The sequence below is a fragment of the Clostridium sp. 1001275B_160808_H3 genome (assembly GCF_015550425.1).
Taxonomy (GTDB): Bacteria; Bacillota; Clostridia; order Clostridiales; family Clostridiaceae; genus Clostridium.
This window is the reverse complement of sequence record NZ_JADNAT010000006.1, coordinates 74,411-93,595: the sequence shown is the minus strand read 5'-3', so window position 1 is coordinate 93,595 and position 19,185 is coordinate 74,411. Positions and strand designations below refer to the sequence as shown.

The 19,185-nt window shown below is 28.7% G+C and carries 18 protein-coding genes; 17 read left to right on the top strand and 1 reads right to left on the bottom strand.

Annotation, left to right across the window (positions count from 1 at the left end; translation table 11 throughout):
- Positions 1–13 precede the first annotated feature (13 nt).
- The 11 genes from smc (at position 14) to I2A75_RS06255 (ending at position 10,745) form a co-directional block, all read left to right on the top strand.
- Positions 14–3,577, top strand: a complete 3,564-nt coding sequence (gene smc, locus I2A75_RS06305; protein WP_195263629.1) for a chromosome segregation protein SMC — start codon at positions 14–16, stop codon at positions 3,575–3,577.
- A 16-nt stretch (positions 3,578–3,593) separates the two neighbouring features.
- Positions 3,594–4,511, top strand: coding sequence for a signal recognition particle-docking protein FtsY (gene ftsY, locus I2A75_RS06300; RefSeq protein WP_195263700.1), 918 nt, complete (start codon positions 3,594–3,596; stop codon positions 4,509–4,511).
- A 124-nt stretch (positions 4,512–4,635) separates the two neighbouring features.
- The gene (locus tag I2A75_RS06295) at positions 4,636–4,965 is read left to right on the top strand and encodes a putative DNA-binding protein (RefSeq protein WP_195263628.1); all 330 of its coding nucleotides are present in this window, start codon (positions 4,636–4,638) and stop codon (positions 4,963–4,965) included.
- 19 nt (positions 4,966–4,984) lie between these two features.
- On the top strand, positions 4,985–6,337 hold the full coding sequence (ffh, locus tag I2A75_RS06290; RefSeq protein ID WP_195263627.1) for a signal recognition particle protein: 1,353 nt from the start codon (positions 4,985–4,987) through the stop codon (positions 6,335–6,337).
- Positions 6,338–6,370: 33 nt separating this feature from the next.
- Complete coding sequence (rpsP, locus tag I2A75_RS06285) at positions 6,371–6,616, top strand: 30S ribosomal protein S16 (RefSeq protein ID WP_008678375.1); 246 nt, start codon at positions 6,371–6,373, stop codon at positions 6,614–6,616.
- Positions 6,617–6,660: 44 nt separating this feature from the next.
- On the top strand, positions 6,661–6,900 hold the full coding sequence (locus tag I2A75_RS06280; protein WP_008678378.1) for a KH domain-containing protein: 240 nt from the start codon (positions 6,661–6,663) through the stop codon (positions 6,898–6,900).
- 210 nt (positions 6,901–7,110) lie between these two features.
- Positions 7,111–7,608, top strand: a complete 498-nt coding sequence (gene rimM / locus I2A75_RS06275; RefSeq protein WP_008678380.1) for a ribosome maturation factor RimM — start codon at positions 7,111–7,113, stop codon at positions 7,606–7,608.
- Complete coding sequence (gene trmD / locus I2A75_RS06270; protein ID WP_195263626.1) at positions 7,598–8,311, top strand: tRNA (guanosine(37)-N1)-methyltransferase TrmD; 714 nt, start codon at positions 7,598–7,600, stop codon at positions 8,309–8,311. The genes rimM and trmD overlap by 11 nt, the downstream gene beginning before the upstream one ends.
- 113 nt (positions 8,312–8,424) lie before the next feature.
- On the top strand, positions 8,425–8,775 hold the full coding sequence (gene rplS / locus I2A75_RS06265; RefSeq protein ID WP_195263625.1) for a 50S ribosomal protein L19: 351 nt from the start codon (positions 8,425–8,427) through the stop codon (positions 8,773–8,775).
- A gap of 283 nt (positions 8,776–9,058) precedes the next feature.
- Positions 9,059–9,928, top strand: coding sequence for a ribosome biogenesis GTPase YlqF (ylqF, locus tag I2A75_RS06260; protein ID WP_195263624.1), 870 nt, complete (start codon positions 9,059–9,061; stop codon positions 9,926–9,928).
- Between the two features lie 4 nt (positions 9,929–9,932).
- Positions 9,933–10,745, top strand: coding sequence for a ribonuclease HII (locus I2A75_RS06255; RefSeq protein ID WP_195263623.1), 813 nt, complete (start codon positions 9,933–9,935; stop codon positions 10,743–10,745).
- Between the two features lie 191 nt (positions 10,746–10,936).
- Here the strand turns inward: I2A75_RS06255 and I2A75_RS06250 are convergent, their stop codons facing one another.
- Entirely contained in the window at positions 10,937–11,308 is a 372-nt protein-coding gene (locus I2A75_RS06250; RefSeq protein WP_195263622.1) for a YraN family protein, read from the bottom strand.
- A gap of 146 nt (positions 11,309–11,454) precedes the next feature.
- Here I2A75_RS06250 and I2A75_RS06245 point away from each other — a divergent pair, with 146 nt between their 5' ends.
- The 6 genes from I2A75_RS06245 to tsf all read left to right on the top strand — a co-directional run bounded on the left by I2A75_RS06245 (position 11,455) and on the right by tsf (position 19,178).
- Entirely contained in the window at positions 11,455–12,978 is a 1,524-nt protein-coding gene (locus I2A75_RS06245) for a YifB family Mg chelatase-like AAA ATPase (protein ID WP_195263621.1), read from the top strand.
- 15 nt (positions 12,979–12,993) lie between these two features.
- Positions 12,994–14,031 (top strand): DNA-processing protein DprA, encoded by a 1,038-nt coding sequence (gene dprA, locus I2A75_RS06240; RefSeq protein ID WP_195263620.1) that lies wholly within the window; start codon positions 12,994–12,996, stop codon positions 14,029–14,031.
- A 46-nt stretch (positions 14,032–14,077) separates the two neighbouring features.
- Entirely contained in the window at positions 14,078–16,168 is a 2,091-nt protein-coding gene (gene topA / locus I2A75_RS06235) for a type I DNA topoisomerase (RefSeq protein WP_195263619.1), read from the top strand.
- 200 nt (positions 16,169–16,368) lie between these two features.
- Entirely contained in the window at positions 16,369–17,145 is a 777-nt protein-coding gene (gene codY, locus I2A75_RS06230) for a GTP-sensing pleiotropic transcriptional regulator CodY (protein WP_195263618.1), read from the top strand.
- Between the two features lie 335 nt (positions 17,146–17,480).
- A complete protein-coding gene (gene rpsB, locus I2A75_RS06225; RefSeq protein WP_195263617.1) occupies positions 17,481–18,182 on the top strand; it encodes a 30S ribosomal protein S2 in 702 nt (233 codons plus the stop codon).
- A gap of 84 nt (positions 18,183–18,266) precedes the next feature.
- On the top strand, positions 18,267–19,178 hold the full coding sequence (gene tsf / locus I2A75_RS06220) for a translation elongation factor Ts (RefSeq protein WP_195263616.1): 912 nt from the start codon (positions 18,267–18,269) through the stop codon (positions 19,176–19,178).
- Positions 19,179–19,185: the final 7 nt, after the last annotated feature.

The window sequence follows — 19,185 nt, the reverse complement described above, 5'->3', positions numbered from 1 at the left end:
AAGGAGTGTATCTATGTTTTTAAAATCCCTAGAAATAAGAGGTTTTAAATCTTTTGCAGATAAAACCCAGTTAAAGTTTAGAAAAGGAGTAACAGCAGTAGTAGGTCCAAATGGAAGTGGAAAAAGTAATATATCTGATTCTGTAAGATGGGTTCTTGGTGAACAAAGTGTAAAAACACTTAGAGGTGGAAAAATGGAGGATGTCATATTTGCGGGGACTCAGTTTAGAAAACCGGTTGGACTAGCTCAAGTTTCACTTACGCTAGATAACTCAGATAATTCATTGGATACAGATTATTCAGAAGTAACTGTTACAAGAAGGATATTTAGATCTGGTGAAACAGAGTATTTAATAAACAATCAAAAATGTAGGCTAAAAGACATTAATAATTTGTTTATGGATACAGGGATAGGTAAAGAGGGGTATTCGCTTATTGGACAAGGTAAAATAGAAGCTATATTAAGTGGTAAAGCAGAAGATAGAAGAGCTCTATTAGAAGAAGCTGCAGGTATAGTTAAATTTAAGTCAAGAAAAGAAGAAGCAGAAAGAAAGCTATCTAATACTGAAAATAATTTAGTTAGAATACGAGACATAATATCTACTTATGAAGAGCGAATAGAGCCATTAAAAATAGAGAGAGAAAAGGCTTTAAAGTATAAAACTTTAGCAGAAGAGCTTAAAGTTAAAGAAGTTTCTGTTTTAGTTAATAATATAAGTAGAATTGACGAAGAAATTAATGGAATAAGTGAAGATATAACTGGTAGAAAAAGTGATATTGAAACTAAAAGAAATAAGTTACATAAAGACAAAGAAGAGCTTCTATTGCTAGAAAGTAAGATAGAAGAGTTAGAAAACAAAAATAATGCAGAAAAAAGTGAATATTATACTAAAAAGGAAGAATTAAATCAAAGTCTAAAGAATATAGAAATATTCAAAGAGAGAATAAAAAATTTAGATGAAGTAATAAAGAGAGACTCATCAGAAATAGAAGATTTAGAAAAGAGTTTGAAAATTTCTATAGATGAAAAAAACCTTTTAGGCAAGGAACTAGAAGAAAAGATAAAAGAGCAAATACAAAGAGAAGATGATATTAAGAGGTTAGAAAAAGAAGTACAAGATTTAAATAGGGAAATTCAGGAGTTAGAGAAAAAGATTCAACATTTCAAAGATGAAGAATTTGAACTTTTAAGGAAGACATCAGAAATAAATAATAATATAGCTTTATTAAATAAAGAAATCTTAAATAAAGAGGAACTAGGAGCAAATGGAGAAAATACTTTAAAGACTATTGAAGGAAATATAAGTATTAACTTAGCTACAATTTTAGGCCTTAAGAAAAATATTGATGAAACAAGAAAAGTAAGAGAAGAAATAAAAAATAATATAATTGAAAATAAGAAAAAGCTTTCTAATTTTAGTAGTTCAGCAACAAAGAAGGAAAGCCTTATAAGAGAAATATCTAAAAATATTAATACTTTAGAAGGTAAATTAACAACTTTAAAGGATTTAGAAAAAAGCTATGAAGGTTATCAATTATCCGTAAAGAGATTGATGGAAAGAATAGAAAAAGGTCAGGTTTCTTATGGAAAAGGTACTAAGGTTTTAGGTGAGATATTTACTGTGAATAAGGAGTATGAAACTGCTATAGAAATAGCTTTAGGTGGAGCTATTTCAAATATAATTACAAAAGATGAAAATGTAGCAAAGCTATTAATAGATTATCTTAAGAAAAATTCTTTAGGAAGAGCGACTTTTTTACCATTAAATATTATTAAGGGTAATAGATTAATAATTTCTGACAATATAAAAAATGTTCCTGGATTTTTAGGATTAGCATCTGATTTAATTGAGTTTGACAGTACATTTAAGGAAATAATGGATTATTCTTTAGGTAAAACAATAATAGCAAGAGATATGGATTGTGCCTTAAAAATATCTAAACTTGGAAATTATAAATTAAAAATAGTTACTTTAGATGGTGAAGTTATTAGTCCAGGAGGAGCTCTTACTGGAGGGAGTATATATAAGAAAAATAATTCAAGTATTTTAGGAAGAAGAAGAGAACTTCAGGAATTAGAAGAAAATATATCAAAGAGTAAAGAAAGATATTCTTTAGAGCAGGAGTCTTTAAATAAAATAAAAGAAGAAATAAAAGTAATAGATGAAGAAAATCTAAATAAAAGCGATGAAGTCCATGAAAAGACAATTGACATAACAAGATTTGAAAGTGAAATTAAAGCATTAGAAAATGAAGGTTATAAGCTTAAAAACTCTCTTGAAGTTTCAAAAAAAGAATTATCTTTAAATAAGGAAACTTTAAATAGATTAAGAGAAGAAATAAAGATAAAAAAAGAACTATTAGACAAATTAAAAGAAAATAATTCGAGCAATAAAAATGAGTCACAAAATTTACAAACATTATTGATTGAAAAGAAGGAAAACTTTGATAAAATAAAAGATGAAGTTATGCAAATAAAAATAAATAAAGCAACATTAGACGAAGTAGTTTATGGAAAAGAATCAGAAATAAAAAGAAAAGAAAAAGATGAAAAAGAAAAAGAAGAAAAGATATTAAAGCTTAAAGTTGAAAATACTGAAAAGGAAAAAAATATAAACTACTTAAAAAATCAAATAGATGAAAAAGTAAATTTAATAGATGAAATCAATAAGAGGTTAAATGAACTTGAAGATATTTTTAAGTCTGATGAAGTAAGAAGAATAACTTTAAAGGATAGGTTAAAAATAAAAGATGGAGAAACTAATGAATTAATAGAAACATTAAGAAATCTAGAAGGAGAGCTAAATAAAAGGGAAATAGCATATGCCAAAATAGAAAGTGAAAGGGAAAATCATTATAAAAGGTTAAATGAAGAATTAAATTTAACCTTAGCAGAAGCTGTTGAAATTGCATTAGAGATAGAAAATATTTCAAATGTTAAGGATGAGATATTTAAGTTAAAAGCTAAAATTACTGCACTTGGAACAGTAAATTTAGCAGCAATTGCAGAATATGAAGAAGTTTGCGAAAAATATGAGTTTATGTCTGCTCAAGAAGAGGATTTAAACAAAGCAAAAGATGAGTTGATGACTGTTATTAATGAAATGACTTCAAAGATGCAAGAGTTATTTAGAGAAAATTTCAAGATACTAAATAAAAACTTTAATGAAACATTCAAGGATTTATTTAAAGGTGGAAATGCAGAACTTATTTTAGGTGAAGGTGATGAACTAACAGCTAATATAGAAATAAATGTTCAACCACCAGGTAAAAAGCTTCAAAATATAAATTTAATGTCAGGTGGAGAAAAAGTCCTTTCTGCTATAGCACTTTTATTTGCAATTTTAAAGATGAAGCCAACACCATTTTGTATATTAGATGAAATTGAAGCAGCATTAGATGATGCAAATGTATATAGATATGCAGAGTTTTTAAAGGAATTCTCTGAGAATATACAATTTATAGTTATTACACATAGAAAAGGTACCATGGAAGCAAGTGATGTTATGTATGGAGTGACTATGGAAGAAAAAGGAGTTTCAAAAGTAGTTTCTGTTGACTTAAGCAAAGATAATTAGGAGGTAAACTATGGCCATATTTGGAAAAATATTTGACAATTTAAAATCAGGACTTTCAAAAACAAAGGATGCACTTACAGATAAAATAAATGAAACACTAAAACTAGCTATTACTATAGACGAAGATTTATATGAAGAATTAGAAGAAATTTTGGTTATGTCTGATATAGGAATGGATACAACAGTAGAAATTATAGATAGATTAAAAGCAAAAATAAGAAAAGAAAAAATTAATGATCCAAGTGAAGTTTATCCAGCTTTAAAAGCTGTAATCAAAGATATATTACTTGAAGGAACAGAAGGAAAAGAAGAAGATATAGCTTCTAAAAAGAAAGTATTACTTGTAATAGGTGTAAATGGAGTAGGTAAGACTACTTCTATAGGGAAGCTTGCAGCAAAGAGTAAAGAAGAAGGTAAAAAAGTATTACTTGCAGCAGCAGATACATTTAGAGCAGCTGCTATAGACCAACTAGAAGTATGGAGTGAAAGAGCAGGGGTAGACTTAGTAAAGCATATGGAAGGTTCTGATCCAGCAGCAGTAGTTTTTGATGCTGTAAATGCAGCTAAGTCAAGAAATATTGATTTATTAATATGTGATACAGCAGGAAGGCTTCATAATAAGAAAAATCTTATGGATGAATTATCTAAAATAGGCAGAATAATAGATAGAGAATTTAATGATGCATCAAAAGAAACACTTTTAGTATTAGATGCAACTACAGGTCAAAATGCCGTAATTCAAGCAAAACAATTTATGGAGGCTTGCCCTATTGATGGTATTATATTAACTAAGCTAGATGGAACAGCTAAAGGTGGAGTTGTAATTTCAATTAAAAACACGTTAAATATACCAGTTAGATATATAGGTGTAGGAGAAGGAATAGATGACCTTCAAGAATTCGATGCAGAAGGATTTGCAGAAGCACTGTTTTAACAATTGATAATTATCAATTGTACATTTAAAAATTTTGAACAAAATTTTTATTGGGTGTTAAGTAAAAATACTTGACAGTATAGAATTGTTTTGTTAAAATCTCTTTTGTGGGTAAGGTGATGAAATGGAAGATAGGGTTGAGATTTCATTATTAATGGATTTATATGGTCCATTATTAACAGAGAAACAGTATAAAATTATGGAGCTTTACTATAATGAGGATTTATCCTTAGCTGAAATTGCTGAATTGAATAACACGAGTCGTCAGGCTATCCATGATTTAATAAAGAGATGCTATAAACAATTTCTATCCTATGAAAGTAAACTTAATTTACTTAAAAAAAGTTTTAATCAAGAAAAAGTAATTATAAGTCTTCTTGAGGATTTAAAAAATAAATACTCAATATCTGAAGATGATTATAATAAATATAAAAGTATTTTAGAAGATTTATAAGATCATAGGAGGGATTAACGTGGCTTTTGAAGGTTTATCCGATAAGTTACAGGAAGCTTTTAAGAAGCTTAAGGGCAAAGGAAAGCTAACTGAAAAAGATATAAAAGAAGCCATGAGAGAAGTAAAACTTGCGTTACTTGAAGCTGATGTTAACTTTAAAGTAGTTAAGAAGTTTATTTCAAGCGTTAGTGAAAAGTGTGTTGGAAATGAAGTTTTAGAAAGCTTAACTCCAGCTCAACAAGTTATAAAAATTGTTAACGAAGAACTTACTAATCTTATGGGAGGTAGTGAAAGTAAATTAGACTTTAACTCTGTAGGTCCAACAGTTATAATGATGGTTGGTCTTCAAGGGGCAGGTAAAACTACAATGAGTGGTAAGCTTGCACTACAACTTAGAAAGCAAAATAAAAAACCTCTTTTAGTAGCTTGTGATATATATAGACCAGCAGCTATTAAACAATTAGAGGTAGTTGGAAAGCAAATAGATATTCCAGTTTTTCAAATGGGTGATAAAGTAAATCCTGTTGATATTGCAAAAGCAGGTATAGCTCATGCAAGGGAAAATGGAAATAATGTAATAATAATAGATACAGCAGGTAGACTGCACATAGATGAAAATCTTATGGAAGAATTGAAATCTATCAAAGAAGTGGTAAATCCACAAGAAATATTACTTGTAGTAGATTCAATGACAGGTCAAGATGCCGTAAATGTTGCTGAAAGCTTTAATAATTCATTGGATGTTTCTGGTGTTATATTAACTAAGCTTGATGGTGACACAAGAGGTGGAGCAGCTTTATCAATTAGAAGTGTTACAGAAAAACCAATTAAGTTTATTGGTGTGGGTGAAAAAATGAGTGATTTTGAAGTTTTCTATCCAGATAGAATGGCTTCAAGAATATTAGGAATGGGAGATGTCCTTTCATTAATAGAAAAAGCTCAGCAAGCCTTTGACGATAAAGAAGCACAAGAATTAAGCTCAAAAATGCTAGAAAATGATTTTACTTATGAAGATTATTTAACAGCAATGGAACAAATGAAAAAACTAGGATCTTTAAGCAAGATAATGGAAATGGTGCCTGGGATTCCAAAGGAAGTGAAAGATATAGATTTCGATGCTGGTGAAAAACAGTTAGGCAGAGTAAAAGCTATAATTCATTCAATGACACCAAAGGAAAGAAGAAATCCAAAGCTTATAGCTGGATCATCTTCAAGAAAGAAAAGAATTGCTAAAGGTTCAGGTACATCATTACAAGAAGTAAATAAACTCATTAAGGGCTTTGATATGATGAGAAAGCAAATGAAACAAATGAAGTCATTTCAAAAGAAATCTAAAAAAGGATTCTTTGGTAAATTACCTTTTATGAGTTAATATAAATTATACTTTTAAAGGAGGTGAAACAACATGGCAGTAAAAATCAGATTAAGAAGAATGGGTGCAAAGAAAGCTCCTTTCTATAGAATAGTAGTTGCTGATTCAAGAGCACCAAGAGATGGTAGATTCATAGAAGAAATAGGATACTACAATCCTTTAACTGAACCAGCTGAAGTTAAAATCAATGAAGAAAAAGCTACTAAATGGGTTCAAAATGGAGCTCAACCTACAGATGTAGTTAAGAGACTTTTTGCTCAAGCAGGATTAAATAAGTAATTTTTAGGAGGTGAACTCTGTAATTATCATAATTACAGGTGTTTATGAAGGAATTAATTGAAATTATAGCTAAATCCCTTGTGGATAATCCAAATGAAGTTCATGTAAATGAAATCGAAGGAGAGCAATCAATTATTCTGGAACTAAAGGTTGCTCCTGCAGACATGGGAAAAGTAATTGGTAAACAGGGAAGAATAGCAAAAGCTATTAGAACTGTTGTAAAAGCAGCAGCAATGAAAGAAGACAAAAAAGTAGTAGTTGAAATTATTGATGTAAAGAGTTAGGATAATCCTAACTCTTTTTAAACATACAATTACTATAAGAAAATATATAATTAATTGTAATATTTCTAATGTATCTATCAAATATTATAGAAATATTAGAAATATTAAATATGCTAAATTAAAATTAGTGTTTTAACTTTAGTATATATGGACAATACTAAGCTAAATAGATAAATTGAAATAAATAATTTAATAAAAAGAGGTGCTAAAATGAGGGATATTTTAAGAGTTGGGAAAATAGTAAATACTCATGGATTAAAAGGAGAAGTAAAAGTTATAGCTTTAACTGATGACCCTAAAAGATATAATGATTTAGATTTTGTATTAATTGATGGAGTAGAAAGAAAAATTCAAGGTTGTAAATTTCAAAAAGATAGAGTAATAGTGAAAATAGAAGGAATTGATTCTATAGAAGAAGCAGAAAAATATAAAAATAAATATATGGAAATTCCAAGAGAATATGCAGTTCCATTAGAAGAGGATACATATTATATTGCAGATATAATAGGATGCAATGTTTATGATACAGAAGGTAAATCTTTAGGGGAAGTTTATGATGTAATACAAACAAAAAATAATGATGTGTATTGGATAAGAAAACCAAAGGAGTTATTAATACCTGTTCTTTTGGATATAGTGACAGATATAGATGTAGAAAATAGAAAAATTACAATAAAACCAGTAGGAGAATGGCAAGATGAAGATTAATATTCTTACATTATTTCCTGAAATGTTTGATATATTTAATCACAGTATTATAGGAAAAGCTAAAGAAAAAAAACTTGTAGAAATAGATGCAATAAATATAAGAGATTTTACAGTGAATAAGCACAAAAAAGTAGATGATTATCCTTATGGTGGAGGAGTTGGAATGGTAATGACTCCTCAACCATTAGTAGATTCTATAAGGCATTGCAAAAAATCTAATAATGGAAAAGTAATTTTTCTAGGACCACGAGGAAAAACTTTTAATCAAGATATGGCTAAAGACTTAGCAAAGGAAGATGAGCTTATATTTATGTGTGGACATTATGAAGGTATTGATGAAAGAGTTTATAAGCATATAGATTTAGAAATATCATTAGGAGATTTTATATTGACTGGTGGTGAAATGGCAGCAATTCCTATAATTGATTCTATATTAAGATTAAAAAATGGAGTTTTAGGAAAAGAAGAAAGTTATATTGATGAATCATTTTCAGATGGATTATTAGAATATCCACAGTATACAAGACCAGAGGAATTTGAAGGAGATAAGGTTCCAGATATATTGCTTTCAGGACATCATGAGAATATAAGAAAATGGAGAAGAGCTCAATCATTAATAATAACTAAAAGAAAAAGAGAAGACTTATATAATAAAATGACTCTTACTAAAGAGGATAAAAAAATACTAGAAAAGTATAAATAAATTGTTGAAATATAACATTACTTATGTTAAAATAACCTTTGTGTTAGTACGGGCGGTCCTCTGTCAAGTATTTGTTAAGAACGTCTAATATAAATTTAAGGAGGGACTACACAATGAACGAAATAATAAGAGCTATTGAAGCAGAACAAATGAGAAGTGATCTTCCAAATTTCCACGTAGGAGATACTGTTAAAGTATACGTTAAAATTAAAGAAGGTACAAGAGAAAGAGTACAAATGTTTGAAGGAACAGTTATTAAGAAGCAAAACGGTGGATTAAGAGAAACTTTCACTGTAAGAAGAGTTGCTTACGGAACTGGAGTAGAAAGAACTTTCCCAATGAACTCTCCAATCATTGATAAAATGGAAGTTGTAAGAAAAGGTAAAGTTAGAAGAGCTAAGTTATTCTACTTAAGAGACAGAGTAGGTAAGGCTGCTAAAGTTAAAGAATTAAACGTTAGATAATTATCTAATGATTAAGTAAGGGACTTTTATAAGTCCCTTTTTCTTTATTTTTAGGAAAGTACAATGATATTATTGTGTAAATAAGTTTATATAATATTTATCTTCATTTTTAAAGTGACCATATGTAAATTTGCGTTAAACTGAAATAAGGCAACGGAATGATATGTGAATTACATATGATTGCTTTTTTACTTATAAAGAAATTAAATTTTAATTATTGATATATAAGAAAATATAAATGGATATAATACAAAATATTAAGTAGATAGGGAGGAATTTTAATATGCCTACAATTAACTGGTTTCCTGGACATATGAAAAAAACTCAAAGAGAAATAAAAGAAAACTTAAAATTGGTAGATGCAATTATTGAAATAAGAGATGCTAGAATACCAAGAAGCTCAGCAAATCCTGATATAGATAAACTTTGTGAAGGAAAGCCAAGAGTTATACTTTTAAATAAAAGTGATTTATCAGAAGCAAGAGTAACAAAAATGTGGATGAATCATTTATCTTCAGAAAATGTAAAAGTTATAGAAGTAAATTGTTTAACAGGAAAAGGATTAAATCAAATTAAACCAACCTTAGATTTATTATTAAAGGAAAAGCATGATAGATTAAAGGCTAAGGGTTTAGTAAAAATACAAATGAGAGTTATGGTAGTAGGAATACCTAACGTGGGTAAGTCTACATTTATAAATAAGATGGCTAAAAATAATATAGCAAAGACAGGGGATAGACCTGGAGTAACAAAGAGTAAACAATGGATTAAAACTAAGATGGATATAGAAATGCTTGATACACCTGGAGTTTTATGGCCTAAGTTTGAAGATGAAAAAACCGCCCTTAATTTAGCTTTTACTGGAGCAATTAAGGATGAAATAATGGATATAGAGGAACTATCATTTAATTTAGTAAAAAGACTTCAAAGCTTTTATGGTGATAAATTAAAAGAAAGATATAAAATTGAAGAAATAAATGAAGATCCACTAGAAACACTAAATAGCATAGCGAGAAAAAGAGGATGCTTAGTTAAAGGCGGAGAAATAGATTATAATAGAATAGCTGTAATTCTTTTAGACGAGTTTAGAGGTGGGAAAATAGGCAATATTTCATTAGAGCGCCCAAATGATATAGAAGAGTTAGAGGGGTAATTTAATGGATTTATTAAAAAAGGATATAAAAACTTTAAGTTATAAAGATATAAAGTCTCATGTAGATAATATAAATATAATTGAAGAAAGAAATAATGCAGAACTTGTATATTTGATTGATAAGCTATCTTTAGATGAAAGAAAAAATGTTAAAGCATTAGCTGAAAAGTTACTTAAAGAAAAGAAAAAGATAGAAAAAGAAGTTCAAAGAGTAAAATTAATGTATAATTTCGATAAAGGATTTGGAAAGTATACATATGTAGCTGGAGTTGATGAAGTAGGAAGAGGTCCGCTTGCAGGACCAATTGTATCATGTGCAGTTATATTAGATTTAAATGTCATGGAAGATGAACTTATACTTTGGTTAAATGACTCTAAGAAATTATCAGAAAAGAAAAGAGAAGCTTTATCGGAAATAATAAAAGAAAAAGCGTTAGCATATTTTATCTCAGAAAGCTCAAATGATGAAATCGATGAAAAGGGTATAGCTTATTGTAATAATAATATATTCCTAGAAGCTTGTACATCAATGAAAATTAAGCCAGATCTTGTTTTATCAGATGGATATTTAGTTAAGGGAATTAATATTCCAAATAAATCAGTAATAAAAGGTGATGCAAAGTCAGCATCAATAGCTGCTGCATCTATTTTAGCAAAGGTTTATAGAGATAATTTAATGAAAGATTATGCAAAAGAGTATCCACATTATGCTTTTGAGGAAAATGCAGGTTATGGTACTAGTAAACATATTGAAGGTTTAAAGAAATTTGGAGCATGTAAAATACATAGAAAATCATTTTTAAAGAATATACTTTAAGTCAAATATATAATATAGAAGTACAGTCTTATGAATTTACTTTATTTAATTTTAGTAAGGTTTATTGCCTTGAAAAAGTTAATTTATTTTTTTGAAAGGGGGTCGCATTTCGCGACTCCCTTTATGATTCCATATTATTTTTTAGGGGTAACGAAATGTGAGACCCTTTTAAACCGTTTATACTTATTTTATTAATAACCTCTAAAGGCATCTTCTATATGATTTAGTAAATAAGATTCATTATTTGAATTGAAATAAATTTCCACAACATCAAACCTACAATTATAATTAAATAACTTTCTTGTAAGTATATAAAATTTACATAAATTAATTATTTGTTTTTGTTTTGAAGAAGTAACAGATTCACATGGTAATCCATAGTTGTAGTTATACCTGCTTTTTACTTCTACAAATATTATTAAACCATCATGTCTACATATCAAATCAATTTCTCCATATTTATTTCTAAAATTTTTTTTCAATATGTAATAGCCTTTAGATTTTAAATAAGATGAAGCTAAATCTTCACCATAAGATCCAATACATTTATTAAATTTACTCATAAAATACCACCATTAATTAAATAAAATTAATAATTATAGAAAATTATCATCACCTTATAATATTGACAAAAATAATATATTAAATCATAAAAAATGATGTTTAATAATTAAATTAGAATGTCAATAATGTTTAAGAGGTGATAATTATGTCAATAGAAATAATAAGTGCTACACATAATGGACTTGATGGAATACTTATAAATGTTGAAGTGGATATTAATAAAGGAATGCCAAGTTTTAGTATAGTGGGTCTTCCTGATGCTTCAATAAAAGAATCAAAGGAACGAGTAAGGTCTGCTATAGTTAATAGCGGGTTTGAGTTTCCACTAGGAAGAATTACTATAAATTTAGCGCCAGCAGATATTAAAAAGATAGGTTCATTACTTGATTTACCTATAGCTCTTGGCATACTTATGAAATCAAATCAAATAATTAACAAAAATTTAAAAGAATTTATAGTTTTTGGTGAACTTTCTTTAGGTGGAGATCTAAAAGAGATAAAGGGAATACTTCCGATAATATTTGAAGGGGAAAATAATAAGAAAAATAATTTCATTTTTCCTTTTAATAATCTAAATGAATTAAGATCCTTTAATGTAGGTAATTTTTATCCTTTTAGAAATTTAAAAGAAGTTGTTTCATTTATTAATAATGAAGATTTATTGCCATTTAGTTTTGAAGAAAAGGTTAAAAAAGCTAATAAATTATATTTAGATTTTTCAGATATAATAGGACAAAAAACATCTAAAAGAGCAATGGAAATAGCAGCTGCAGGTAAACATAATATATTGCTTTATGGGTCACCAGGTTCAGGCAAGACAATGCTTGCAAAGGCATTGCCATCTATATTACCACCTCTTACTTATAAGGAAGAAATGGAAATTGCAAAGATATATAGTGCATCTGGTATATTTTCAGGTGAAGATGGAGTGATTAGACCTTTTAGAAATCCACATCATACAATAACTAAAATAGCATTGGTTGGTGGTGGAAAAGAAGTAAAGGCTGGGGAAATAACTTTAGCACATAATGGAGTACTTTTTTTAGATGAAATATTGGAATTTAAAAGAGAAGTGTTAGAAGTTTTAAGAGAACCATTAGAAGAAAAAGTTATTAATATCAATAGGGTTAATGGAACATATAAATTACCTTCTAATTTCTTGCTTGTTGGAGCTTTTAATCCTTGTCCTTGTGGACTTTACTTAGGAGGAGTAGATGAAAATAGATGTATATGCTCAGAAAATGAAAGAAGAAAATATTTAAATAGATTATCAAGAGCCCTTCTAGATAGAATTGATTTGTTAAACTACGTACCGAGATTAAAGTATGAGGATATATCGAAAAAAAATGATAATTTAAGTTCCGAAAAGATGAAAATAAAGGTATTAGAAGCGAGAGAAATACAAAAAATCAGATATAAAAATAGTGAATATAGCTATAATTCAGAGGTGAGAGGAAGAGATTTTGAGTATTTATTTAAAATTTCAGAAGGTGCAAAAAGTTTATTAAAGATGTGTTATGAAAGATACAATTTAACAATGAGAGGATATGATAAAATAATAAAGATTTCTAGAACAATTGCAGATTTAGAAGCTTCAGATAAAATATATGAACATCACGTTTTTGAAGCATTAGGGTATAGAAAAAATGTAGATGGAGAAATAATTTAATTAAAGGTGGTTATTATGAAAAATGACGAATTATGGTTTATTTTAACTAATATATCTAACGAGAAGAAGTTATTACTATTAAAAAGATATGAAAATGAAAGTAATATTAGGAAGCAAAAAAATGAAATAAGAGAATTACAAAAGATAAAAGATAAAAATATTTCTGAAGAGAAAATCAGTGATTTTAATAATTACATAAATAGTAGTGGAATAGGATATATTACAATTAACTCAAAAGAGTATCCAGAAATTTTAAAGCATATTGAAGAACCACCTTACGTACTATTTTATAAAGGAAACTTAGATTTATTAAGGGGAAAATTAGCAGCTGTAATAGGAGCTAGAAAATGCACACAATACGGAATAGAAGTAGCTAAAATTATAGGAAGAGAATTAAGTGAAAATAATATAACTGTTGTAAGTGGATTAGCAGCTGGAATAGATTCAGTAGCACAAAAAATTGCTTTAGAATATAGAGGTAAAACTATAGGGATATTAGGATGTGGTATAGATGTAGTATATCCTAAATGCAATAAATTATTATATGAGAAAGTTATAAGAGAAGGGTTATTAATTTCAGAATTTTTACCTAAAACTCCACCTATGGCATATAATTTTCCAAGAAGAAACAGAATAATAAGTGGAATAAGTGACAAAGTAATAATAGTGGAAGCAACCAAAAAAAGTGGTACTCTTATCACTGTAGATTATGCTTTAAACATAGGTAAAGACATAATGGCAGTTCCTGGACCGGTGATAAATGGGAATAGTGAAGGATGTAATAAATTAATAAGAGATGGAGCAAAACCATTTACTGAAATAGAAGATTTATATGATTTTTTTAATATAAAAAAAGATATTAAAGAAAAAAATGAAAATAATGGATATAAACAGTGTCTTTTAAAGGTTATAGATAATGAACCAAAACATTTAGATGATATAATAGAATCTGTAAATGTTGACAGAAAGGTATTATTTGAGTTATTATTTGAAATGCAAAATAGAAATGAAATTATTTGTCTTCCAGGCAATTATTATGCAAAATCATTATAAATTTAAGGGGGTGTAAACTCCATAAAAATTACTGGAGTTTTTATGTATGGGACAAAATCTTGTAATAGTAGAATCACCTGCAAAGGCTAAGACTATAGGAAAGTATCTTGGTAAGAATTATATAGTAGAAGCATCTATGGGACATGTAAGAGATTTGCCAAAAAGTACATTGGGCGTTGATATAGAAGATAATTTTAATCCAAAATATATAACTATAAGAGGAAAAGGCGAACTTTTAAGTAAACTTAAAAAGGCAGCTAAGAAAGCAGATAAGATATATCTTGCAACTGATCCTGACCGTGAAGGGGAAGCAATATCATGGCATTTAGCTAATATTTTACATATTTCAGAAGATGAAAAATGTAGAATAGTATTTAACGAAATTACTAAAACAGCTGTAAAGGCATCTATAAAAGAAGCGAGAAAGATAAACATAAATTTAGTAGATGCACAACAAGCGAGAAGAATATTAGATAGATTAGTTGGTTATGAAATTAGCCCTATATTATGGAAGAATATAAAATGGGGTTTAAGTGCAGGAAGAGTTCAATCAGCAGCGTTAAAACTTATATGCGATAGAGAAGAAGAAATTAATCGTTTTGAACCTAAAGAGTATTGGACCGTTGATTGCATAGCAACTAAAGACAGAAAGAAGTTTCCAATAAAGTTATCACAATATAAAGGTAAAAAGATTGAAATAAGTACTAAAGAAGAAAGTGAGAAAATAATAGACGAGTTAAAGAAAGATAAGTTTATTGTAACTAAAGTGAAAAAAGGAACGAAGGTAAAAAATCCATTACCACCTTTTACAACAAGTACACTTCAACAAGAAGCATCAAAAAAGTTGAACTTTATGACTAAAAGAACAATGTCTATAGCTCAAGTGCTATATGAAGGTGTTGAAGTTAAAGGTTATGGAACAGTAGGATTAATAACTTATATGAGAACTGACTCAGTTAGAATTTCAGATGAAGCACAAGGAAAAGCATTAGAATTTATCAATTCGAATTTTGGAGAAGATTATGCACCAAATTCTCCAAGAATATATAAGGGAAAGAAAAATATTCAAGATGCCCATGAGGCCATAAGACCATCTATAATTGATATTACTCCGGAAATTGCAAAGGCTTCTTTAACTACAGAGCAATATAAGTTATATGCATTAATTTGGAATAGATTTATGGCAAGTCAAATGGCTTCCTGTGAGTTGAATACTAATAACATAGAAATTAAAAATGGAGACTATAAGTTTAGAGCAAGTGGATCTACTGTAAAATTTGATGGATTTATGAAACTTTATGAATATTTAACGGATGAAGATAATGAAGATGTTTCATTGCCTAAGTTAGAAGAAAATGATGAGTTAAATAAAGTTGATATAGAAGGAAAACAACATTTCACACAACCGCCGGCACGTTATACTGAAGCATCCTTTGTAAAATTACTAGAAGAAAAGGGAATTGGAAGACCGAGTACTTATGTTCCTACAATAACTACATTATTGAGTAGAGATTATATAAAGAGAGAGAAGAAAGTATTATTTCCAACAGAACTTGGTTTTATAGTTAATAATATGCTTAGCGAATATTTTAAACAAATAGTAGATGTTGATTTTACAGCTGAAATGGAAAGAAATCTCGATCATATAGAAGAAGGTCAAGAAGAATGGAGAAAAGTAGTTGGAGAATTCTTTGGGCCATTAAAAATTGCAATAGATAAGGCTGAAAAAGAGGTTTCTAAGGTCGTTATAGAGGATAAGGTAAGTGATGTTCCGTGTGATAAATGCGGTCGTATGATGGTAATAAAGCATGGTAGATATGGGGATTTCTTAGCTTGCCCAGGATATCCTGAATGTAAAAATGCAAAACCTATTGTTGAAGAAATTGAAGCACCTTGTCCAAAATGTGGAGGAAAGATATTAGCGAAAAAAAGTAAAAAAGGTAAAAAGTTCTTTGGTTGTGCTAATTATCCGCAATGTGATTTTGTTAGTTGGAATGAACCGTTAAAAGATAAATGCCCAGATTGTGGTGCTTATATGGTTTTAAAATATAGTAAAGCTAAAGGAAGCTATGCACAATGTTCTGATTCGAATTGTAACAAAACTGTTAACTTAAATAGGGAAAGTAATGATAATTAACGAATAGAAATCAATTACAATTTAATAAAATATTAAAATAAGCAATTTTTCTAAGGAAATGTCGAAAAGCATAAAAAATTTGTTGAAAATAAGTACTTCCTATGTTAGTATAAATAAGTAATTAAGATGTTTTGAGAAAATTTGATCAATTTCAAATTTTCAAAAAATTTAACAGGCTTTATTTATAGGAGGAAGATGGGATGTCATCATTATTAAATAAGACAAGAATGTTGAATAAGATACTGCAAAAATCCGGTACAGATCCTGTAGCGTTTGAAGACATATGTTCTTTATTAAGTGAAGTATTATTATGTAATGTCTATGTGGCAAGCAGAAAAGGTAAGATTCTTGGATATTCATTTTCAAAAAATTTTGAATGTGATGTTATGAAAAATCAAGTTATAGATGAAAAGAGATTTCCAAAAGATTATAATGATAATTTATTAAATGTTCATGAAAGTATTGCTAATTTAGCTAATAAAGGTTTATGTGTTTTTGAAAATCAAGGAAATTGTATTATGGAAGATAAGATTAGTACAATAGTTCCTATAATCGGAAATAGAGAAAGACTTGGTACTTTAATTCTTGCAAGATTTGGTGAAGAATTTACAGATGAAGATTTAGTTTTAGCTGAATATAGTGCAACTATAGTAGGAATGGAAATACTAAGATCAAAGCAATTAGAAATAGAAGATGAAGCAAGAAAGAAAGCTGTTGTACAATTAGCTATAGGAACTTTATCATACTCAGAACTTGAAGCTGTGGAACATATTTTTGGTGAATTAGAAGGAAATGAAGGATTATTAGTTGCATCAAAAATAGCTGATAAAGTTGGTATAACAAGAAGTGTTATAGTTAATGCACTTAGAAAATTTGAAAGTGCAGGAGTAATAGAATCAAGATCTCTTGGGATGAAGGGAACACACATAAAAATATTAAATGAAAAGTTATTAGATGAATTAAAAAAGATAAATTAACATAAACTAAAAGCGTCAAGTTACTTGTTGTAATTTGACGCTTTTAGAATTTATAAGAAAAATTAGAATAGTTTATACAAAAATATTTGATAGTAATTAAAAAAGTTTTATGAAATAAAAAGATTGTAGAAAAATATTGAATTTTCTAATAATGTAAAAATATTTAATTTTACATTTATTGATTTTTAGATGAAAAAAATGTTGCTACTACAATTAGCTTATGTTATACTATCTAAGGTAAATAAATACACACATTGTCAGATTTATAGAGATGGTGCCTTATTTTAGGAAACTCTATAAGAAGGCAATGGAGGAAAAAACCAGGAGGTAACAGAATGTCAGTTATATCAATGAAACAATTATTAGAAGCAGGTGTACACTTTGGACACCAAACAAGAAGATGGAACCCTAAGATGGCTCCTTATATATTCACAGAAAGAAATGGAATATATATAATAGATCTTCAAAAGACTGTTAAGAAAGTTGATGAAGCTTATAACTTTATAAAAGAAGTTGCAGCAGAAGGAAAAGAGATCTTATTTGTAGGAACTAAGAAACAAGCTCAAGAAGCTATCGAAGAAGAAGCAATAAGATCAAACATGCACTTTGTTAATAACAGATGGTTAGGTGGTATGTTAACAAACTTCAAAACTATCAAAACAAGAATTAACAGATTAGAAACTTTAAAGACTATGGAAGAAGATGGTACATTTGAAGTTTTACCAAAGAAAGAAGTTATAAAGTTAAAAGGTGAAATGGAAAAACTAGAAAAGAACTTAGGTGGAATTAAGAACTTAGATTCTACTAACATAGGTGCTATATTTGTAGTTGACCCAAGAAAAGAAAAGAACGCAATTTCAGAAGCTAAGATATTAGGAATACCAGTAGTAGGTATAGTTGATACTAACTGTGATCCAGAAGAAGTTGATTACGTAATTCCAGGAAACGATGATGCAATCAGAGCTGTTAAATTAATAACTGCTAAAATTGCTGATGGTATAATCGAAGGAAGACAAGGCGAACAATTAGCTGAGTAATAAAATTAAAGGGTAGGTGAGTTAACTCATTTACCTTTTGACCTAAATAATAAGGTTTACATTAAGTTAGGAGGAATTTACATTATGATAACTGCTCAATCAGTTAAAGAATTAAGAGAAAAAACTGGTGCAGGAATGATGGACTGCAAAAAAGCTTTAACAGAAGCTCAAGGAGATATGGAAAAAGCTGTTGAAATATTAAGAGAAAAGGGTCTTGCTGCTGCTGCTAAAAAAGCAGGAAGAGTTGCTGCTGAAGGTATAGTAAAAACTTACATATCTGAAGATAAGAAATCAGCAGGTATAGTTGAATTAAACTGTGAAACAGACTTCGTTGCTGCTAATGAAGAATTTGTAACTTTTGCAGATAGATTAGCTCAAATGGCATCTACAACTTCTGCTACAACTGTAGAAGAATTTGTTGCTGAAAAATTTGATGCTGAAAATACAGTTTCAGAAGCACTTACTGCTTTAATAGCTAAGTTAGGTGAAAATATGACTGTAAGAAGATTCAACAAGTTTGCTGTGGCAAATGGCGTTGTAGAAAGCTATATCCATGGTGGCGGAAGAATAGGTGTTGTAGTTGAATTAGGATGCGAAGCTGATAATGCTACTGTTTTAACAGAAGTAGCAAAGGACGTTTGTATGCAAGTTGCTGCAGCTAACCCAACATTCTTAAGCAGAGAAGATGTTGATCAAGAATCATTAGAAAAAGAAAAAGAAATCTACAGAGTTCAAGCTTTAAATGAAGGAAAACCAGAAAACATAGTTGAAAAAATGGTAATGGGAAGAATTCAAAAATACTATAAGGAAGTTTGTCTTTTAGATCAAGCATGGGTAAAAGATGGCGATAAGAGCATAAGCAAATACCTTCAAGAAAAATCAAAGGAAGTTGGTTCTCCTATAACTATCAATAAGTTCGTAAGATTCGAAAGAGGAGAAGGTATCGAAAAAGCAGAAGATAACTTCGCAGAAGAAGTAGCTAAGATGACTAAGTAATACAAAG

Bases quoted from the DNA above. Each gene is read 5' to 3' on its own strand.
- smc (WP_195263629.1), top strand. From the start codon at position 14: ATGTTTTTAAAATCCCTAGAAATAAGAGGTTTTAAATCTTTTGCAGAT.
- I2A75_RS06295 (WP_195263628.1), top strand. From the start codon at position 4,636: ATGGAAGATAGGGTTGAGATTTCATTATTAATGGATTTATATGGTCCA.
- rpsP (WP_008678375.1), top strand. From the start codon at position 6,371: ATGGCAGTAAAAATCAGATTAAGAAGAATGGGTGCAAAGAAAGCTCCT.
- I2A75_RS06280 (WP_008678378.1), top strand. From the start codon at position 6,661: ATGAAGGAATTAATTGAAATTATAGCTAAATCCCTTGTGGATAATCCA.
- rimM (WP_008678380.1), top strand. From the start codon at position 7,111: ATGAGGGATATTTTAAGAGTTGGGAAAATAGTAAATACTCATGGATTA.
- trmD (WP_195263626.1), top strand. From the start codon at position 7,598: ATGAAGATTAATATTCTTACATTATTTCCTGAAATGTTTGATATATTT.
- rplS (WP_195263625.1), top strand. From the start codon at position 8,425: ATGAACGAAATAATAAGAGCTATTGAAGCAGAACAAATGAGAAGTGAT.
- ylqF (WP_195263624.1), top strand. From the start codon at position 9,059: ATGCCTACAATTAACTGGTTTCCTGGACATATGAAAAAAACTCAAAGA.
- I2A75_RS06255 (WP_195263623.1), top strand. From the start codon at position 9,933: ATGGATTTATTAAAAAAGGATATAAAAACTTTAAGTTATAAAGATATA.
- I2A75_RS06250 (WP_195263622.1), bottom strand. From the start codon at position 11,308: ATGAGTAAATTTAATAAATGTATTGGATCTTATGGTGAAGATTTAGCT.
- I2A75_RS06245 (WP_195263621.1), top strand. From the start codon at position 11,455: ATGTCAATAGAAATAATAAGTGCTACACATAATGGACTTGATGGAATA.
- dprA (WP_195263620.1), top strand. From the start codon at position 12,994: ATGAAAAATGACGAATTATGGTTTATTTTAACTAATATATCTAACGAG.
- topA (WP_195263619.1), top strand. From the start codon at position 14,078: ATGGGACAAAATCTTGTAATAGTAGAATCACCTGCAAAGGCTAAGACT.
- codY (WP_195263618.1), top strand. From the start codon at position 16,369: ATGTCATCATTATTAAATAAGACAAGAATGTTGAATAAGATACTGCAA.
- rpsB (WP_195263617.1), top strand. From the start codon at position 17,481: ATGTCAGTTATATCAATGAAACAATTATTAGAAGCAGGTGTACACTTT.
- tsf (WP_195263616.1), top strand. From the start codon at position 18,267: ATGATAACTGCTCAATCAGTTAAAGAATTAAGAGAAAAAACTGGTGCA.